Consider the following 19,188-nt stretch of genomic DNA (forward strand, 5'->3'; position numbering starts at 1 on the left):
CGCTATTTGTGTATAGTTTAGTTACCGACTTCCTAGGCCTTCAAATACTTAAACGGCACGAACAACATCCCAAAACACTCACCGTGCTCCTTTCCCAGATGCTTGTGGTGCACCTTATGGGCGCGCCTCACGGCACGGGCATATCGACCGTTCGCATTTCGGAACAGTTTAAAACGCTGGTGGATAAAAATGTCGTGCACGATAAAATAACACACGCCATAACAGAAAATACCCGCGCCTACCGTAAGACCGTATGGCACGATGCCAAACCGCCACAGTAAGCACAATGCGATGCATATCACGGCATACGAAACGAAAAACAGGTCGTTGCGCTCGAACCAGGAATCGCCTTCTTTCTGGTGGTGGTCTTTGTGCCACGACCACAAAAATCCGTGCATGATGTATTTATGGCTGAACCACGCAACGCCTTCCATGATAACGAACGTGGCCAAGAAAATGAGGATATGTATGAGGACAATACTCATATGAGGTTCAGTTTATGGTCGAAATAACAACGCGCGAACAAGGTAAGCTTGCGGTAGCTCGGAACGCGGATGCGGCTACGCTTGAGATCGGCACTCGCTACGCGGTCGAGTTTCGAAAGCAGGGCGCGATAGTACCGATACGCGACGTAAACGCCCAGCTTGGCCTCGAGCGGCAGCTTCCTGATCCCGCCGAATCCTTCCTCGAGGTCGCTCCTGATTTCGGCAATGATGTCCTTCTTATCGCAGTCGTTGAGCTTCCCGAAATCGGTCCCGGGGAAATAAACCCTGCCGAGAATCTCGAAATCAGCTTTGAAATCGCGCAGGAAGTTCACCTTCTGGAACGCCGAACCTAATCGCATGGCCGCATGCTTAAGTTCATTGAACCGCACGGTGTCGCCTTTCACGAAGACGTGCAGGCACATTAAACCGACCACGTCTGCCGAGCCGTAGATATATTGGTCGTATTCTTCCTTAGAGGCGTAAACCTTCTTTTCAAGGTCGGTTTCCATACTTTTCAGGAAATCGTGGATCAACTGCACGGGCATATTGTACCGATTCACGGTGTGCTGGAATGCATTGAGCACCGGATTGAGGCTGATCCTGTTGGCGATTGCCTCGGTCGTCTCTATTTTTAGGCGTGTCAGCAGTTCATATTGGTCGTAGTCCAGAAAGCTGTCCACGATTTCATCTGCGAGACGCACATATCCGTAGATGTTGTAGATATCCTGGCGAATCGAAGGTGCGAGCATACGTACCGCGGTCGAGAACGACGTGCTGTATGTCTTGGTCAGCTGCTGGCTGCAAGCGTCCGAAACCTGGTCGAACAACTGTTTCATGGGAAGTGTTTTTTGATGAGTTCTGATGCGAGTTTACCCGAGATCAATGCCGGCGGCACCCCAGGACCGGGAACGGTAAGCTGGCCTGTAAAAAATAAGTTCCGAACTTTGCGGTTCCTTATCTTTGGCCGAAGTACAGCCGTCTGGAGCAACGTGTTGGCCAGCCCGTATGCATTTCCCTTATAGGAGTTATAGTCGTTCCTGAAATCGTTCACGCAGAAACTTTCCTTGAACAGCACGTGCGGCTTGATCGATTGACGTGTGAGCTTTTCAAGCCGAAGCATGATTTTTTCAAAATAAATCTCGCGTATAGCGTGGCTATCCTCCAAATCGGGTGCGAGCGGGATCAGAAAAATGCCCGCTTCATAACCGTCAGGTGCGCATCCGGTGTCGGTAATCGACGGAAAACTTGCGTAAAACAATGGGTTCGAAGGCCACGAGGGCGAATCGTAGATCTCGAACGCATGCTCGTCGAAATCGGTGTCAAAAAACAGTGTGTGGTGATCTACGTTTTGCAATTTCTTATCGAAGCCCACATAGAAAAGCAACGCGCTTGGCGCAAACGTCTTTTTTTTCCAGAACCGTTCGCTGTATCCCCTGGATTTTTCGGGCAACAACCTTTCGGTATGGTGGTAATCCGCGCCGCTCAAGACGATATCGCAAGGCTCGAATTGTCCGTTGACGACGATTCCTTCGGCTTTTTTCCCGGCACACCTGATTTCAGAGACGTTCGCGTTGGTCATGTATTTCACACCCAACTCGCGCGAAAGCCGTTCCATGCCGCTTACCACGCTTGCCATTCCGCCCTTGGCGTACCACGTGCCCAAACCGAAATCGGCGTGGTTCATGAAATTGTAGAACGAAGGCGTGTTTTGTGGTTTCGCACCAAGAAACAGCACCGGAAATTCAAGTATGCTGACGAGTTTCGGCGATCTGAACCTCGAGCGTATGTCTTTGCGCACGTTGCCGACGAACCTTCCTATTCGGGTTATGGTATCAAAGGACACAAGCTCCGATATGGATTCGCCGGGCTTGTAAACCAGATCGCCGATCGCGATGCGATAGTGCTCATCGGCTTGGGACAGAAACTTTCGAAGTGCCCTGCCGCTTCCTGTCTCTACGCGCTCAAAAACATCGGCGATGTCGTCCGGATTGTCGGGAATGGAAATCTTGTCGCCCGGATTGAAATACACCGAGTACGCAGGATTCAGCTTTTGCAATTCGTAGTAATCTGCCGGTGTCTTGCCAAAATCGGCGAAGAAGCGTTCGAACACATCGGGCATCCAATACCAGGTCGGCCCCATGTCGAAAACAAAACCGTCACGCCGCATCTGCCTTGCCCGGCCGCCGACATGACTGTTTTTTTCGACGATGGTGACATCGTATCCGTACCGCGCGAGATAACACGATGCCGCTACCGATGAAAAACCTGCCCCTATTATGAAAATACGCCTTTTCATTGTTTAACGAAATTAGCTTTTTGTTAAACAATAAAATCAAGGTTGTCTAAACTTTATAATTCGTTTAAGACATCTTTGAGCGACGGAAAAAATTTCACGGCCGGATTTACGGGCGCGTCCTGGTCCTGAACACGGGAACCGAGCACCCAAAGTTCGCATCCGGGGCTTAACAGGCGCGACCTGAGCTCCTCGAGATACTTTGAAAATTCAAGTTTTGAAGGCGATACGGTTGCATAGGTCACGAAAGTAACGCGGTTAAACAAAGACTTGAAGCGTTCCAGGCTTTCGATCGGCATGCTTTCGCCGAGATAAATGGTGCGGTGCCGGCTTTCCAACAGCGCGTAGTTGAGGTAGAGCAACCCAAGCTCGTGTATTTCATCCAACGGCAGGAACAGTGCATAAACATGGTCGCCCGCCGGATTTGACCCGGAGAGCAGGCTGTCGGTGTTGGCAATTATCTTCATCCGGATCAGACAACTGATGAAATGTTCGTGGGCAGGCGTTATGGTGCGCGTCTGCCACAATATCCCGATGTCTTCGAGCAAGGGCATGAAGTAGTCGAAAAACACCTGCCGAAATGTTTTTTCACGCAACAGCTCTTGGTATGTCTGCATAAAAAGATGCTGGTCGAAGGTCATCATCGCGACTTTGAAAAGATGGGAAACGTGGTTGCGGTCGTATTTATCGGTTCGCACTTCCTTGACCATGGCGTCGAGCTCGGCATTGTTCAACAGCGCCAACCGGTGCAGTTTGAAGCCGTATTTGACCAACAGCACCACATTGAGCAGTTTTTGCAGGTTTTCGATGTCGTAGTACCGCGTGTTGGCGTCGGTACGCAACGGTGACAGCAGCGAATAGCGCTTTTCCCAAATACGGATCGTGTGCGCCTTTATGTCCGAAAGGTTTTCGAGATCCTTTATACTGAAAACCGACTTTATATTGTTCATTGTTTTGCTAATTTTATTGAACAACTAATTTAATTGTTATAGCTTTAACAACATGGTGTTCGATTATATTTTTTGCGGATACGGACTTTCCTCACAACTTCTGCTCGTCGCGATGGCCGACGCCGGATCGCTTACGGGTAAAAACGTCTTGATTCTTGATGACGGACGCAACGAACCCAGGACGTGGTGCTTTTGGGAAAGCGAAAGCAGCCGACTTGACGGACTCGTATCGCGGCGTTGGGCAAGCGCTGTCTTCAAATCCGGATCCGAGACGGAAATCCTCCGGGGAAAATACGTTTACAAAATGCTCGAGCCCCGGCATCTCGAACAAGACGTATCGCGACGCCTCGCCTGCTTCAGTGGAATTTCGACCCTCGAGGCGACAGTCGTCAAAATTCTGGACGATCAAAGCCAGGTCAAGGTTTCTACGGACAAAGGGGTTTTCATCGGAAAAAAAGTATTCAACAGCATAGGCCGACTCAACCCGCCGACGAAAAAATCCCCTTTGCTCCTGCAGCATTTCGTCGGATGGACGATAGAAACGACCGAGCCTGCCTTCGCTTCCGAAACCGTCACGTTCATGGATTTTTCGATCGAGCAAAAGAGCGGGACGCGTTTTGTGTATCTTCTTCCTTTCTCGGAAACGCGCGCATTGGTAGAATATACGTTATTTTCACCGGCTCTGCTGCCTGAATCCGAATATGAGTCCGGGATTGCAGACTATTTGCGTTCGAAACGCATCGGAGACTTCAAAATCGTCGGTAGAGAAAAAGGCGTCATCCCGATGACATCCCATCCGTTTTGGAAAAGCAACAGCAAGAACGTATTGCACATAGGCACGGCGGGCGGCTGGACAAAACCCAGTACCGGTTACACCTTGCTGCATGCCGAAAAAATGGCCGCGCGTGTCCCGCACTTCCTCTCGAAAGGAAACGGCGACTTTTCCGAATTCCATAAGGCGGGCAGGTTCGCGTTCTACGATGAGGTCTTCGTATCGGTGCTGTATCACCAAAATCATCTCGGAAGACATATCTTTTCTACGTTGTTCCGAAGGGCGCGACCCGATCTGCTACTGAAATTCCTGAGGGAGGAAACGACACCGGCAGAAGATTTGAAAATACTGGCATCTTGCCCCAAAAGGCTTTTCATAAAGCATCTTGTACGCCGGTTCATTTCGAAATCGCAGTCGGTCAAAAAAGTGTAATTCACAGTCCTTTCGTAATCCTGCGTATCATTCCGTTGAAAATAAAATAATGGAAAGGCAAGACCGCGTACCAGTAAAGCCGCCCCGCCAAACCCAGTGGACGAAAAGTAGCGGTCTGTACGAGTTCGCTCCTGTCACCCGAAACCTTGAACTCGAGCCAAGCTTCGCCGGGCAGCTTCATTTCCGCGTAAAGCAAAAGCCTGCCTTCGTCTTTGTTGACATACACGACACGCCAGAAGTCCAATACGTCCCCCGCATCGAGCACGTTCCTGTTTTTCCGTCCGCGGTTCAGCCCCACGCCTCCGAATAATTTGTCGAGAAAACCGCGGAATTCCCATAGCCAATTGGCGTAATACCATCCTGAATCGCCGCCTATGGCAAGTATGCGATCCACCGCGGAGGCGGCATCGATGATCTTGCGTGTTTTTCGGTCTTTGAAGCATCCGAACCGGGGCACTTTGACGAGCTTGTCAAAATCGAACTCCGACCCTTTGTCATGCATTGCACCGCTCCACGAAGACAACACGAGATTCTGTTCGATTTTGTCGAAAGCCATTCCGATCGCCGTTTTGTAATCGATGAGCTGTATGCCGATACTCCCGGCAAGGTCGTTTGGCGTGGCGATCACGTCGATTTTCATGCTGTCGACGAGGTTTTTGGCCAGCGTATACGACGTGGACGTCACAAAATACAGCCAATATGAGGAAAGTCGCGGGGTCATTACCGGAACGGTGACGATCGTGCGCTTCAAGCCCCGCACTTCGGCGAAGCCAAGCAACATCTCCTTGTAGGTGAGTATCGCGGGACCGTAGATATCGAAGTGTTTTCCGAAAGTGCTCTCCTTTGCAAGAACCCCGGAAAGAAACTGTACCACATTCCGTATGGCGATGGGCTGGCATTTCGTGTACAGCCATTTCGGCGCGACCATGACCGGAAGCTTCTCGACCAGGTCGCGAATGATCTCGAACGATGCGCTGCCCGAACCCACAATGATGGCGGCGCGCAACGTCGTGAGTTTTGCCGTTGCCTGCCCCAAAATCGATTCTACGTTTTTCCTCGAACTCAAATGCGCCGACAATTCTCTTTCATTGACGATACCGCTCAAGTAGATTATTTGGGTCGCGCTGCCGGTAGCGATGTACTCGACGAAATTCTTTGCCGATCGTTCTTCACTTTTGCCGAAATCACCTTGGGTGCTCATCGAATGTACGAGATAGTAAGCGGCGTCGATATCGCGGGGCAGGCTCGACAGGGTATCTTTTTTAACCAAGTCGGCCTCGACGACACTAATGTTCTTGTCTTGGTACGCTTCGGTATTGAAGCGGCGCACATCTCGGACACAACACACGACTTCATGTCCTTGGTCGAGCAAGACCGGCAGCAGGCGTTGTGCGATGTAGCCCGTGGCTCCTGTCAGCAGAATTTTCATATACTATTTGAGTATCGTTCCGAGTCCGCCGTTGACCGAAACGATCTGGCCGGTCATCCAGTTTGCTTCGGTGAGAAGGAAAACGGCCATCGATGCGAGATCTTCGGGAGTACCAATCCGCTTAAGCGGATGGCGATCGGCATTCGCAGCTTGCTTGGATTCGGTGTTCAGCAAGGGTGAAGCCAAAGGAGTATCCGTAAGTGAAGGCGCTATGCAGTTCACCCTGATGGTGGGCGCGAACTCTGCCGCGAGCGCGACGGTCAAACCTTCAACGGCACCCTTCGACATCGCGATACTGGCATGGAAAGGCATACCTGTCTTGGCCGCAACGGAACTGAAGAACACGATACCCGCGCCCGCAGCCAAATTTGACCGGTATGCTTTTGCAAATGAAAATGCGCCTACCGCATTCAGCTTGAAATCGTCGATTACCTGTTCGCTTTTCAGCGTGTTTATCGGCCTCAGGTTGATCGAGCCGGGACAGTAGACCAAACCGGCGAACTCTCCGTCTATCTGAGGCAGCGACGCTTCGCCGGAAAAATCGTGGGCTACATGGTATAAATTCGGATGGGTGAAATCCGGCACGCTGCGGTTCATCGCGATGACCTCGCATCCCCGGCCGAGAAGGTTCTTCGCCAGTTCTTTCCCAATTCCGCTGCTTGCGCCGGCGATGATGTACTTACCTATGCTCATATACAGAAAGTTTTTTTTGGCAGTCCTTGTAATATTTAGAAAAGGAAGGATAAAACCCCTTTACTTCCGGCACGATCCATTCCCGCTCGTCAAACGCGACATCCCAGTGTGCGAATAAGGGATGTTCGCGGGCTAGGAATCGCATATCCGGGTATGCCCGCTTCAGCGCATCGATTTCGCCACAGTACAGCTTGATTCCCTGAAGGTTGCCGGTGAGCGTGATGATGAACTTTAATACAAACTCGCTTATAGGGAATTTCTTGAAATGGCTCGGCTCTAATACCAGGAGCCTTTCGGCACGGTCGTCCATGTGCCAAAAGGGATCGAGATTATAATGTGTGTAAAGCAGGGTCGTGCCTTGTTCGAGCTGCGGCAAGCCGGTGTCGGGTAAAATCGTTTCGAGTATCGGTTGGCAGGTTTCCCGGAGCACGTCGGGGATTTGCATGACGGCAAGTTCCTCGTAAGCCGTATCGAGAAAGGTGTGGTATTGCTTCACATGGGTGAACTCGTTTACGTTATTTTGATTAGCATGATACGGCTTGCCGGTCAGCGTGCCCGCAACCCATTGCCAGCTGCCGAAGTTGCTTGCGACATCGCCATCGGACAAATGATAGTACATCCATGCTGCCGGCGCATTAAAATGGCATTTCCCCAACGTGCAGCATAGCGAAGCGATATACAGGCGCACATGATTGTGCATGTGACCGGTCAGGTAGAGCGTCGAGATCGCGTCGTCAAGGACCGTGATGCCCGTTTTTCCGAGCATGACGGACAAGGGCATCCCGCGTTTTCTCGATTGGCCGGGCTTTATTTCCCGGTAGGCGACATCCGGAAAATGTTGCTGCAACCGCTGGAAATATTCCCGCCACAACAATTGCTTCATAAACGTATGGCATTGGGCGTAGCTATATCTGGAAAGCAACGTCTCGAAAATAAATTTTCCCGAAACGACGCCCCTCGATATGTAGGGCGACAAGTTGGAAACGGCGCCCGATGTATAATTCCGGTTCTTCGAGTAAGCGACGGGATCGATCCGATCGATCTGTTCCAGGATATCGGCGAAACTGGTTTTATCTGCTAGCATACCCACTCTCTCTGTTTAGATTAAAGATATGTATTTTTGTTTAATTATTTTTAAAATATATTAAACAAAATTAATTGTATCAAAAAAGTCCCCACGATGTTCCGTTATGGGCATCTTGGGGACTTAGCGGTTAAATCTTCGTTAGGCCGCTATAGGCCGCAAAAAGGTCCTTATTGTTTGACGAATTTGAAGCTGCTGACTTTGTTGCCGTATCTCACGTTGACGATATACACGCCAATGGAGTAACCCGAGACATTAAGGGTAAGGTCGGTGCCCGACCTCACTGTTCTGGACTCCAGGCGCTGTCCGAGCATATCATAGACTTCATCTTCCGTTGCTTAAAAAAGGGAAAAAAGTACGGGTTTGGTTCGACGGTTGGCCCAGAATCGTATTCTCGGGTTGGCCCGGGATTTCATACGGCACTTTTGGAGGACGTATAGTGTCCATAGAAAAATTCATCAGCCCGAACGGAAAGTACCGCATATTGATTGCTCCGGACGAAAACGAAAATAAATGGCCCAAGCAACTCAGTATAGGCTCCGGTGCCCAGACACTGGCGCTTCTGGATACCGTGCCGGTGTGGTATGAGATCTGGAGGACGCTTAATGGATTTCCGCCTAATTTTTATAATACCAACGACAATTCTGATGAGAAAGGCAAAAAATAACCTATCGGTCCTCGCGGTTTTTTTGTTTCTCTGTCCGCTGTACGGCCAAACCAATACTCCTAAATCTGCTGATCAGGGTCTAATGCGGTACTCCGAATTTCTCGGTTACGTAAAAAAGTTCCACCCTTTGGTGCGCCAGGCAGATCTGGCTATCGATCGTGCGCAGGCGTATCTCATGGAGGCTAGGGGTGCGTTCGACCCCAAACTGGAAGCAGATTATGAGCAAAAGAAATTTAAGGGAACGGCTTATTACGAGGTATTGAACTCAAGCTTTAAAATTCCGACCTGGTACGGAATTGAGGTCAAGGCCGCGTTCGACCAGGCCGATGGATATTACTTGAATCCACAAGCCACGACACCCGCCAACGGGCTCGCCGGCTTAGGCGTCTCGATTCCAGTTGGCCAGGGGCTTTGGATAAACGAACGCATGACCGTACTAAGGCAAGCCAAAATCCAGCAGCGCATGGCGGTCGCCGAAAAAAAGCTTGCCGCTGCCAACGTTCTCTTTGATGCGTCTGCGGCGTACTTCGATTGGTTAAGGGCTTACCAGGAAGCTAAAATATATAACGAGTATACACGGGTGGCCACTATGCGTCATCTGGCGATAAAACGGTCCATCGAATTGGGCGACAAGGCGGCGATAGACAGCACCGAGTCGGCAATTTCACTAAAAATGAGGGGGCTTGGCCTTGAAGAAGCCCGGGTCAAATTGAATAAGGCAAGACTTTCGCTGTCCAATTACTTATGGATAGACCAGGTGCCTGTTGAACTCTCTGACGCCGTCTCTCCGGAGGAAACATTAACCGATGAACTCGTGCCCGCCGCTCAGTTGCAACTCGAAAAAGAGATTACGACAGGTTCAAATCCGAAAGTCCAGCTTTATAAAGGCAAAATAGAGATTCTGGAAGTCGAGCGCCGTTTCCGGCAGAACCAATTGCTTCCCGGTATCAGGGCAAACTACCAGTTTCTGGCGAATCCGGAAAGTCCGGCAGGTTTACGCGCCGAAGATTACAAACTCGGGCTTACCTTCAGCTACCCTTTGTTCTTAAGAAAAGAGCGCGAAAATACGCTTGTCCCGCCTGAAGCTGCAGGACGAAATGTTAGGTCTGGAATACCAGCAAACCGTGCTCCTCAATAAGATCGCAACGCTTAGGAATGAATTTTCGCTGCTCCTTGAGCAGCGAAAATTATCAAAGGACCTGAGCGAAGACTATATCAAAATGCTTGAAGCCGAGGAACGAATGTTTGCCTTGGGCGAAAGCTCCCTTTTTTTGATAAACAATCGGGAGAACGCCCTCATCAGCAATAGGCTGGCGTTGGCCGCGATCGAAAGTCGGCTGCTTGGTTCGGTCGCGGAGTTTTATCGTACGACGGCGGAATTCCCATAAACGCCTCGATCTGGCCCGACGCGCGGGCAGTGGTATTTCAAATCATTTTTTAATGAAAACGTACCCGCCTTTCTCTGCGCCCCAAACCTGTTTTCCTTCTTTATCGAAGCCTTGGTCCCAGGATAGGATCTTTCCCGGAGTAATCGTTACGATAGAGGTCGCATAACTCGCGCCGCGCAATTCGCTTGGGCAGGTGCCGATACCGGTTTTCCCGGAGTATTCCGTCTCTGACTTTTTTTCAAGAATAACTTCGCATCCCGGCTTGAGTTCAATCTCCGAAAAAGGGAGCGTATCGAATGCGGCAGGTGTTTTCCATTTGCCGATCCAATCCTTCTCATTTTTCAAGGTATGGATCTCGCTGACAAATTTCCCATCTCTCTTGCTTAGCTTATAGATGCGCACGCGATACGGCTTGTCGGGTTTCGACGCAAGGGCCTGCTCGACATAAAGAAAATGGCCCCTGTCTTTCCAGATCGGAACCATGCGCAGCGAAATATTGAAATAATTGGCGCTGTCGACTTTTGACTGGGCTTCAGACGAATAATAGCCTTCCATGAGTGCCTCCAGCTTATCCAACTCTTTCCGGTCCGACTTGGATTGGGCTGCAACAGTAAAGGTGGCCAGGAGCAAGGCCATAGAGATAAAAACTTTCATAGTTGATTCATTTAAATTGATTTGATAATAATACTTAAAAATCTGCTTCTTTTCTTATTGAAATCCCAAATAACTATGATCGAAGCTAATGACGGTCGCAGGATACTGGCCCAATACGTCCTGACCCAGATTGCCAATGGTCTCACGTCCGTAGATGCTATAATTTTGAGGATCTATTTTAACTGATTCCAAATGAATGTGCTGTGGGCCAATGTCGAACCGGAAATTCCTGAAATCGGCGAAATCGGTCACGACTTACGATCTAAAACAAAAAACTTAAGCATGAAAGCGAACGAAAACTGCCAATTTTTCATTTTGAAAATTGAAAAAATGTCAGTTTCGGCCCTTGGCACAATTTTAGAAAAATGGCAGTCCAGTTCATTAATTTATTGTCTAACAATTCTAAAGTAAACTGTTATGAATCTTATCAAAAGAAACGGAGGCCGCTTCCCCGCTTCCACAGGTGTGTTTTTTGACGACATTTTAGGCCGCGAGCTTTTCAATTGGGGAAACAATAACTTTTCATCGACCAGCACCACGCTGCCTTCGGTGAACATCAAGGAGACGGCCGACAACTACGAAGTGGAGGTCGCCGCCCCGGGAATGAGCAAGGAGGACTTCCGTATCTCGCTGGACGGCAACCTGCTCACCATTTCCTCTGCCAAGGAGGAATCACACGAAGACCGTCAGGCGCAGTACACGCGCCGCGAGTTCAGCTACCAATCTTTCCAGCGAAGCTTCGAGCTTCCTAAAAACGTCGTGGACGAAGAAAGGATTTCGGCACGATATGAAAACGGCGTGCTGCTGTTGAGCATCCCGAAACGCGAGGAAGCGAAACAGAAACCGCCAAGGACAATTGCGATCGAGGGATGATCCCGATCTGCCGTAAAACATCAAGCTGCCCCTGACCGGGCAGCTTGTTTTCTTATCCCCAGCAAAATCCTGAACTATGTCATCTGAACTCTTTCACGGTTTGGCCGTGCTCTCTTTCGTCATTTTATTGCTTATCATGCTGCTTCGAAAAATCCGACAGCCTTACTTCATCGCTTATATTTTGTCGGGCGTGCTCCTGGGCCCGCAGGTATGCAACATCGTCAATGAAGCCGAAGTGATTTCCCAGCTCGGAGAGATGGGGATCGTGTTGCTTATGTTCTTCATCGGCAGCGAGATCAGGCTGCCAGACCTGACGCGTGCTTTCGCCAGGCCGCTCTTCATCGCATCGGTACAGGTAGCGGTCAGCCTGGCCTGTATGTGGGGAATCGGGACTTATCTGGAATGGAGCACCACGATGACGGTGCTTATGGGCTTCATCATCAGCCTGAGCAGCTCGGCCATCGTTTTCCAATACCTGTCGCGCACGGGAGAAATGAACAGTCAGCTTGGCCTCATTACAAGCGGGGTATTGCTGATCCAGGATATTTTGGTCGTCCCGATGGTCGTGTGCCTTAATTTCATGGCGGCAGGGAACGTGTCGGCGGTTGATTTGGCCAAGGTGTGCGCCGGCGGAATGCTCATCCTGCTTTTGCTTCGCGCCGTTTCGGTAAGACGGCCTTCGCTACCGTTCAAACGGGACATCATCGCCGATCATGACCTGCAGGTATTCCTGGGATTCGCGATCTGCTTCGGGATGGCCTGGGTCACCGCATGGCTGGGTTTGTCGGCCGCATTGGGCGCATTTGTGGCCGGTATCGTGATCGGCAAGGACAAGGCGACGCGCTGGCTCGGCAAGGCACTGATTCCGTTCCGGGTGTTCTTTTTGGCGTTTTTCTTCATTGCGGTCGGCCTTCAACTGGACCTGCCGTTTTTCAGGGACAATGTCGGTACCATCGTCTTTGTAGCGCTGTCGGTATTGCTGATCAACAGCCTACTCAACGCGATGCTGTTCCGGTTGGCAGGCAATAGCTGGAGGGATAGCCTCTACGGAGGCGCGCTGCTGTCTCAGATCGGGGAATTCAGCTTTGTACTCATGACGCTTGCCGTGTCGTTGGGATTGGTGGGAAACTATCTGTATCAGGTGACGCTCGCGGTCATCACTTTGACCATGTTGTTGTCCTCTTTCTGGATTACGGTGATGCAACGGCTGATCTACCGGCTTCCGTTACCCGAGAAAACAACTTTCTCTTAGTCATTCCAGCAGCGCGTTCGTTCTTCTTATGGCTTCGGCATCTTTGTAATCGAGCCATGCCTGGCCTTTCCGCCTGCGCATCCAGTTGTCGTAATGGCGGATGACGGCGACGTTCAGCAAGCCCTTGAGCAAATGGCGCGGACGCCCCGCAAGTGACCTGAGGCTCAATGAAAAACCGGGCGTTTCGTATTTCATGTAGTGCCACCAGCCTTCGGGCATGTAAAGCATTTCGCCGTGGCTGAGATGGGTGATGAACGGTTTTACCCGTCTCAAGGCCGGAAACTTTTCGAAATCGGGATTGTCGAAGTCGATGTCTTCATGGCACAGCCACGAATACGGAAGGCGGTACATGTATTTCGTGTCGTCGGGCGAAACGAGTACGCATTGCTTGCGTCCTTCGAAGTGAATGTGGAAGATGTTCGGGAAGTCGATGTCGTAATGCATGAAAACCTTGGCGCCCTCTCCGCCGAAAAATACCAGCGGTAAATTTTTGAGGAGCCGGATGCCCAATTCGGGCCATTTCATGTCGGCCTTCATCGACGGGACATCTTTCAGCAAATTGTATAGGAAGATCCTGAGATCGGTAGGCCCTTTCTCCAGTATGTCGATGTACCGGGACATGGTCATCGTGTAATCGGGCTCATTGACCTTTTTGGTGTAATCGGTCTTGCGGCTGTCGTAAAGTGGTACGGTCTTATCCCCGGCAACCTCTTTCAGGAATCCAAAGTTCCATTTTTCAAAGGCGGGCCAGTCTTCTATCTGATTGGTGATGACCACAGGTTTCTGCGGGCGGTAATACTTTTCAAGGAATTCTTGCCGGGTAAGCTTTTCCACCCGCTCGATTTCGGTGTACTGGAAATAGGGTTCCATAGCTGTTGCAGTTATTGTGCTTTATGTAAAGATACGGTATCGGGACATGCAAAACCGTACACCTGACTGCCATGAAAAAAGCCGTCCAAACGGACGGCTTTCAATACAGGTGTTCGAATATCTTAGATAACGGTGACATTTACTGCATTCAGGCCTCTTTTTCCCTGCTCGACAGAGTAAGTAACCTCGTCGTTTTCACGGACGCGGCCGTTCAGCCCGGTCACGTGAACAAACAGGTCATCGCCGCCGTCCTGGGGGCTGATGAAACCGAAGCCCTTGGCTTCGTTGAAAAATTTGATGGTACCTTGATTCATGGTATAAAAATATTATTAAGTGACAAAGGTAGGCGTAAATTATTGACATTCAACCTATTTTACCCCGATATCTGTAGAATAACCCGGCAGGTCCCACTATCAGTGGTTTCCGTACGGTTCGCGGGCTTTCGGTCCGGTACTTTGTTGCTTCTTACCATTAGAAAGGTAATACCGTTCGGATTGGAATGGTTTCGGGAACGTTGCCCCCTATCGTGCCGCCGGTGCCTGCTCAGGACGGCGACGCTTTTGAAGTGGATTGCCGGCGTGGTGAGGAAGCCTCGACTTATCCTGTTCAGTACGTGCATTTGCAGGCGCTGTTTTTTTTAGTACGTTTACAATGAGGCCGATAACATCCCGGTCGAGCCATTGCCATGCGAAGTAAATTGCTTTTTATTGTGTTCTTCTACTCGCTTTCGGGATTTGCCCAGCAGCCTGCGGGTCGTACCGCGACGGATTTCCTGAAAAAGTTCGGATCGGATTTCATTGAACAAATACAAAAGGGAAAACCGGAATCGTTGCAGCCTTATTTTGCGGACAGCCTGCGCCTGATGCCGGAATTCCAGAAGACGGTCATCGGAAAAAACCATGCGCTCAGTTATTACAAAGCGTTCCTGGAACGTTTCCGGATCAGCGATTATCGCAGGGAAACGGTTGAAGTGCTCGACCTTGGGGAGCGCGTCGTGGAGTTAGGGACCTTTGACCTCGTCCTGACGTTTAAAAGCAGCGGAAAGACGTATCCTGTAAAAGGCAAATACCAGGAGTTCTGGGAAAAGTCGCAAAACGGGAAACTCGCAATGGTCACCGCCGCCTGGACTACAGCCATAAAATTGCGATCGCCGACGAGCTGCGTTTCAGCACCGTGCCTGTTACGGACGTGGCGATGACCGCGCATCTTCCCATCAATAACAACATCCGATTCGAGCTCGCGGCACTCAATCGCCTGCAGGAACGCACCATCAGCGAACACGACGCAACGCTTTGGACGCGGTTTTTTACCGACGATGCGAAATACATCTACAGCGGAAGCCCCATTGCCAGCGGAAGGAAAGAGATAGACGATTTCTTTGCGGAACACGTCAGGCATATCCCGGTTTTCGAGAAACTCGACATCCGTAACGACCGCGTCGATCATCTGGGAGACTACATCGTGGAGTATGCGAGCCACATCGCCATCGTACGCAGCGGGGATTTCTCGGGCGTTTTTACGGGAAAGAACGTCAATATCTGGCGCAGGGAGAAAGACGGATCACTGAAGATATTCCGCGAGATGGCGATGTATGATTGATGTCCGGGTCCTGCACCTGTCGATAGTGTTCGGTGCGTATAAGGAAAAATCGGCAATGCGGAAATTTTTACGGCATTCCGTCATCGAGAGGTCGGTATAGTTGAGGAACACCCTTTGTCCCTGCGGTTGACGGTACAGATGGGGTCAAGCGTCCTGGTATTTCAAAAGAAAAAGAAGGAAAATAATTACCTAATATTTTTTACGTACGAAATAATTCGTATGTTTGGACTGTCTAATATTTGAAATGTCCGCGATGCAAGCAGAACCAACAAAATCCGAATTTGAAATTCTTCAGATCCTGTGGCAAAATGGACCGTCTACGGTACGTTTGGTAAACGACAAACTCAATGAGTCGCGCCCGGTGCAGTATACCACTACGCTGAAACTGATGCAGATCATGTTTGAAAAGGGATTGCTGATGGCAGACAAATCGAGCATGAAGCACATCTACAAACCTAGCCTCGAGGAAGTGAAAACCAAAGGCGTACTGCTCGATAAATTCGTCGATTCGCTTTATGGGGGATCGAAGGCCAGTTTGATGATGCAGTTGTTGGGAGACAAGAAAGCCTCACCCGAAGAATTATCTGAAATCCGGAAATTATTGGACCAACTTGAAAACAAGTAACGTTAAAGAAAACTCACATGACATTCCCCATTGAAAATTTGATGCACGCCGTTTCGTGGACGCTTGTACACTCGCTTTGGCAAGGGCTTCTACTTGCTGTCGGGGGTTGGGTGTTATTGGTTTTTACCAAAAAATCATCAGCTAAAGTACGCTATGACTTGTTCTGTTCACTCCTTTGCCTTTTCGTTTTGGGAACCATTTTGACATTTGTCTGGCAAATGGGACTTTTGTCGGACGGGCAGGTCATCCCGATTTTATCCGAACCGACTTCGCAAACGCCAAACCCGTTTTCGGGACAAGTGTTTACGGCCGACATGCTCCAAACCACCATCGGCTTCATAAACCGTAACGTCTTTTGGATCGCGGTCGTTTGGTTTGGTATTTTCTGCATCAAGTGCTTTGGGGTTTTCCGAGAATTCGGTGCCTTGCAAAGGCTTCGCCATTACCGCACGAATACTGTTCCGGAATACTGGAGCGACCGTTTGGAAGTTTTCAAAACCCAAATCGGAATCAAACAAACTATTCTTTTTTTGGAATCGGGACTGACGCTCGTTCCTTGCGTAATCGGGTTCTTGCGCCCCGTTATCCTTGTACCCATAGGGTTGCTTGCAAGCCTGCCGGAGGATCAGGTGAACGCGATATTGCTGCACGAACTGGCACATATAAAACGAAGGGATTTTTTTATGAATCTGGTACAGACTTTTGTGGATACCCTATTCTTTTTTAATCCTGCCGTATTTTGGCTCAGTTCGCTCATTCGGGAAGAACGGGAAAATTGCTGCGATGACCTGGCGTTGTCGGTCTCAGGAGACAGCCCTTCACTGGTCAGGGCTTTGCTGTCGGTGAGCGAGCGCCAGCAAGCCGGCGCACTGTATGCCGCTTTTATAGGACGCAAGACTTCGATACTCAAACGCGCCCAACGGATTTTAGGTGTCAGGACTTCGATGATCAGCACTTGGGAGAAAAGCATACTGACCGTTTCCATCCTTTGTTTTGCCATTGGCGTCGTCGCCTGCACGACTGATTCCGAACGCCCGGCTGAGCAGGCAGAAAAGGTGAAAAATCTGCCGGATGACTTCAAGGTGTACGATGCGACCTTCCGCCAAAACCTTATTTCCGAGGGAATCATCAGGGATACGGTGGGACTGTCCTACCATTTGTCGGAAGAAGATTTCGTCGTGAACGGAAAAGCCCAATCTGCCGCCATGCATCATAAATTCAAATCCAAATTCCTTATCTACAAGAATATGACGGCGACCTGGTACAATTGGAAATTCGACTGATCCCAATCATGCGAACACAATAATTATTACTACTCATATTCAATTTTGGTCATAGCCATGTGGCCGTTTCAATCATCAATCAATTATCATGAAAACACTTGCAAAGCTGGCCGTGACCATGTTGTCACGCGGGGCAAACCATGCCCAAAATCGCGATTTTCAAACGAACAGTTCGGTACAGCCGTCGCTGTCCAATCCTAGAATTCCCATGAAAAAAATCATCTTCCTTTCGCTACTTGCTTTCCTTATGAAGGCGAATGCGCAAGATACCCGCGTACAAAAAATCGACAGCCTTTTTTCAGTATTGGCCGCTAAACAGGAATTCAACGGCAACGTACTCATTGCCGAAAAAGGTAACGTGATCTATAGAAAGAGTTTCGGGTTGCGCGACGAAGGCCAAAAATTGCCACTTACCGACAATTCGATATTTGAACTGGCATCGGTATCGAAGCAGTTCACGGCCATGGGAATCGTGCTGTTGGAGCAAAAAGGCAAATTGGAATATGACGACGCTTTGTCGAAATACATACCTGAACTGTTTTTTTACAAAGACGTTACGATACGGCAACTCCTGAACCATACAGGAGGCTTACCGGACTATATGCAACTGGTAGGGACTAAAGGCGACACTACGAAAATCAATACCAATAAGGACATCATCGCACTGTTTGCCAAAGAAAAGCCGCAAGCCCTCTTTACGCCGGGCAGTAAATTCGAGTACAGCAATACCGGGTATGCGTTGTTGGCTTCTGTCATCGAGAAAGCTTCAGGGAAAACGTATGCCGCCTTTTTGGCCGACAACATCTTCAAGCCCCTGAAAATGGAAAACACTTTCGTATACAACCGCAGGCTCGCTCCGAGGAAAATTGCGGATTATGCCTATGGCTATGTTTACGATGCCAGCCAAAAAAAGGTGCTGCCGGACAACGATCCAAACAACAATTATGTGGTATGTCTCGACGGAATCGTGGGTGACGGTGCGATAAATTCCACCACTACCGATCTGTTGAAATGGGACAGGGCGCTATACACTGAAAAGTTGGTTTCCAAAAAGTCGCTTCATTTGGTCTTTACTCCGCCCGTATTGCCAAACGACGAAAAGACGAGCTACGGCTTTGGCTGGATGATTGCCAAATTTGACGACTATGGCAGGATTGCAAACCACAGTGGAGGATGGCCGGGCTATGTGACTTTCATTGAAAGACATACAGACAACGACAAAACCATCATTGTTTTGCAAAACAACGAAAACGGGCTGTCTTTCCTGAATAACCTGCGCAGGCTGCTTTATGGAAAAGCACCGGTGGTCGTCAAGGATTCCCACACGGAAATCACGTTGACCGAAGCGCAACTGCAGCCTTTTGTAGGCGAATACGAACTCGAGGCCGGTTACAATATGGCCATTACTTTGGACAATGCCCAATTGTATTCCCAATTGCCGGGCCAGCAAAAATTCCCGATTTTCCCGGAGACTGAAAACGCTTTTTTCTTAAAAGTGGTAAAAGCCCAACTGGTTTTTGAAAAGGACGAGCAAGGCTCGGTAACAGCCGCCACACTGAAACAAAACGGTAACGAACTCAAGATCAAAAAAATGAAATAACATGTTATTGCGCTGCTTTCTTCTTTTTTAAGATAACGATACTGGTTTTTCTGGGTTAAATGGTGCTCCGGAAAAGTTCCAGGGTTGGCCCATTAACGCTTAAAAAAGTTTTGTACGAAGGCCTTGGGGATAAGGGCAAAGAACGAATGTAAAACAGGGAGCGTAATGGTTCTTTGAGAAAGGCAATACCGCATCGTTCGTGCAGAGACGGGACTTGTTTTAGATCAACATCATCCAAA

Annotated in this window: 21 protein-coding genes and 1 pseudogene; 11 read left to right on the forward strand and 11 right to left on the reverse strand. The window is 49.5% G+C overall.

The genetic code is table 11. The features are described from left to right. Nucleotides 1–32 precede the first annotated feature (32 nt). The 4 genes from HZF10_RS13570 to HZF10_RS13585 are packed head-to-tail and all read right to left on the reverse strand — an operon-like array spanning nt 33 to nt 3,728. Nucleotides 33–485: a sterol desaturase family protein gene (locus HZF10_RS13570; protein WP_176006764.1), complete on the reverse strand. Its 453-nt coding sequence runs from the start codon at nt 483–485 to the stop codon at nt 33–35. Continuing rightward, on the reverse strand, nt 482–1,321 hold the full coding sequence (locus HZF10_RS13575) for a phytoene/squalene synthase family protein (RefSeq protein WP_176006765.1): 840 nt from the start codon (nt 1,319–1,321) through the stop codon (nt 482–484). Before HZF10_RS13575 ends, HZF10_RS13570 begins: the two co-directional genes overlap by 4 nt. Beyond that, the gene (gene crtID, locus HZF10_RS13580) at nt 1,318–2,781 is read right to left on the reverse strand and encodes a bifunctional phytoene desaturase/3,4-desaturase (protein ID WP_176006766.1); all 1,464 of its coding nucleotides are present in this window, start codon (nt 2,779–2,781) and stop codon (nt 1,318–1,320) included. The genes HZF10_RS13575 and crtID overlap by 4 nt, the downstream gene beginning before the upstream one ends. A gap of 53 nt (nt 2,782–2,834) precedes the next feature. Further along, nucleotides 2,835–3,728 carry a MerR family transcriptional regulator gene (locus tag HZF10_RS13585; protein ID WP_176006767.1) on the reverse strand — a complete coding sequence of 298 codons (894 nt, stop codon included), beginning with the start codon at nt 3,726–3,728 and terminating at the stop codon, nt 2,835–2,837. 52 nt (nt 3,729–3,780) lie between these two features. Between HZF10_RS13585 and HZF10_RS13590 the strand changes: the two genes are divergently transcribed. Beyond that, entirely contained in the window at nt 3,781–4,932 is a 1,152-nt protein-coding gene (locus HZF10_RS13590) for a lycopene cyclase family protein (RefSeq protein WP_176006768.1), read from the forward strand. 1 nt (nt 4,933) lies between these two features. Here HZF10_RS13590 and HZF10_RS13595 read toward each other — a convergent pair whose 3' ends face one another. From HZF10_RS13595 to HZF10_RS18195, 4 genes are all read right to left on the reverse strand, one after another. Next, complete coding sequence (locus tag HZF10_RS13595) at nt 4,934–6,361, reverse strand: SDR family oxidoreductase (protein WP_176006769.1); 1,428 nt, start codon at nt 6,359–6,361, stop codon at nt 4,934–4,936. A 3-nt stretch (nt 6,362–6,364) separates the two neighbouring features. Continuing rightward, nucleotides 6,365–7,054 carry an SDR family NAD(P)-dependent oxidoreductase gene (locus HZF10_RS13600; RefSeq protein ID WP_217703387.1) on the reverse strand — a complete coding sequence of 230 codons (690 nt, stop codon included), beginning with the start codon at nt 7,052–7,054 and terminating at the stop codon, nt 6,365–6,367. Further along, nucleotides 7,041–8,138 carry an FAD-binding domain-containing protein gene (locus HZF10_RS13605; RefSeq protein WP_176006770.1) on the reverse strand — a complete coding sequence of 366 codons (1,098 nt, stop codon included), beginning with the start codon at nt 8,136–8,138 and terminating at the stop codon, nt 7,041–7,043. The genes HZF10_RS13600 and HZF10_RS13605 overlap by 14 nt, the downstream gene beginning before the upstream one ends. 170 nt (nt 8,139–8,308) lie before the next feature. Next, nucleotides 8,309–8,452 (reverse strand): T9SS type A sorting domain-containing protein, encoded by a 144-nt coding sequence (locus HZF10_RS18195; RefSeq protein WP_176006771.1) that lies wholly within the window; start codon nt 8,450–8,452, stop codon nt 8,309–8,311. Between the two features lie 8 nt (nt 8,453–8,460). Here HZF10_RS18195 and HZF10_RS13615 point away from each other — a divergent pair. From HZF10_RS13615 to HZF10_RS13625, 3 genes and pseudogenes are all read left to right on the forward strand, one after another. Further along, nucleotides 8,461–8,805, forward strand: a pseudogene (locus HZF10_RS13615) (biotin attachment protein); the annotation flags it as partial. Then, nucleotides 8,786–9,943: a TolC family protein gene (locus HZF10_RS13620; protein ID WP_176006772.1), complete on the forward strand. Its 1,158-nt coding sequence runs from the start codon at nt 8,786–8,788 to the stop codon at nt 9,941–9,943. The pseudogene HZF10_RS13615 and the gene HZF10_RS13620, both read left to right, overlap by 20 nt. Continuing rightward, nucleotides 9,930–10,193, forward strand: a complete 264-nt coding sequence (locus tag HZF10_RS13625; RefSeq protein WP_503328423.1) for a hypothetical protein — start codon at nt 9,930–9,932, stop codon at nt 10,191–10,193. The genes HZF10_RS13620 and HZF10_RS13625 overlap by 14 nt, the downstream gene beginning before the upstream one ends. Nucleotides 10,194–10,235: 42 nt before the next feature. On the opposite strand, the gene HZF10_RS13630 is transcribed toward HZF10_RS13625, so the two are convergent. Then, complete coding sequence (locus HZF10_RS13630; RefSeq protein WP_176006774.1) at nt 10,236–10,847, reverse strand: chromophore lyase CpcT/CpeT; 612 nt, start codon at nt 10,845–10,847, stop codon at nt 10,236–10,238. Between the two features lie 417 nt (nt 10,848–11,264). On the opposite strand from HZF10_RS13630, the gene HZF10_RS13635 reads away from it, so the two are divergent. Then, on the forward strand, nt 11,265–11,720 hold the full coding sequence (locus HZF10_RS13635) for an Hsp20/alpha crystallin family protein (protein ID WP_176006775.1): 456 nt from the start codon (nt 11,265–11,267) through the stop codon (nt 11,718–11,720). A 76-nt stretch (nt 11,721–11,796) separates the two neighbouring features. Further along, complete coding sequence (locus tag HZF10_RS13640) at nt 11,797–12,972, forward strand: cation:proton antiporter domain-containing protein (protein ID WP_176006776.1); 1,176 nt, start codon at nt 11,797–11,799, stop codon at nt 12,970–12,972. On the opposite strand, the gene HZF10_RS13645 is transcribed toward HZF10_RS13640, so the two are convergent. After that, entirely contained in the window at nt 12,973–13,842 is an 870-nt protein-coding gene (locus tag HZF10_RS13645) for a cupin-like domain-containing protein (RefSeq protein WP_176006777.1), read from the reverse strand. A 122-nt stretch (nt 13,843–13,964) separates the two neighbouring features. After that, nucleotides 13,965–14,156, reverse strand: a complete 192-nt coding sequence (locus HZF10_RS13650) for a cold-shock protein (RefSeq protein ID WP_176006778.1) — start codon at nt 14,154–14,156, stop codon at nt 13,965–13,967. A gap of 371 nt (nt 14,157–14,527) precedes the next feature. Here HZF10_RS13650 and HZF10_RS13655 point away from each other — a divergent pair, with 371 nt between their 5' ends. The 5 genes from HZF10_RS13655 to HZF10_RS13675 all read left to right on the forward strand — a co-directional run bounded on the left by HZF10_RS13655 (nt 14,528) and on the right by HZF10_RS13675 (nt 18,949). Then, on the forward strand, nt 14,528–15,040 hold the full coding sequence (locus HZF10_RS13655; RefSeq protein ID WP_176006779.1) for a DUF4440 domain-containing protein: 513 nt from the start codon (nt 14,528–14,530) through the stop codon (nt 15,038–15,040). Further along, the gene (locus HZF10_RS13660) at nt 15,037–15,441 is read left to right on the forward strand and encodes a YybH family protein (RefSeq protein WP_218833182.1); all 405 of its coding nucleotides are present in this window, start codon (nt 15,037–15,039) and stop codon (nt 15,439–15,441) included. Before HZF10_RS13655 ends, HZF10_RS13660 begins: the two co-directional genes overlap by 4 nt. A gap of 253 nt (nt 15,442–15,694) precedes the next feature. Next, entirely contained in the window at nt 15,695–16,066 is a 372-nt protein-coding gene (locus HZF10_RS13665) for a BlaI/MecI/CopY family transcriptional regulator (protein WP_246282599.1), read from the forward strand. 17 nt (nt 16,067–16,083) lie between these two features. Continuing rightward, nucleotides 16,084–17,349, forward strand: a complete 1,266-nt coding sequence (locus HZF10_RS13670; RefSeq protein WP_176006782.1) for a M56 family metallopeptidase — start codon at nt 16,084–16,086, stop codon at nt 17,347–17,349. 88 nt (nt 17,350–17,437) lie between these two features. Then, nucleotides 17,438–18,949, forward strand: coding sequence for a serine hydrolase (locus HZF10_RS13675; protein WP_257008565.1), 1,512 nt, complete (start codon nt 17,438–17,440; stop codon nt 18,947–18,949). Nucleotides 18,950–19,188 lie beyond the last annotated feature (239 nt).

This window comes from Flavobacterium agri (assembly GCF_013401995.1).
GTDB lineage: Bacteria > Bacteroidota > Bacteroidia > Flavobacteriales > Flavobacteriaceae > Flavobacterium > Flavobacterium agri.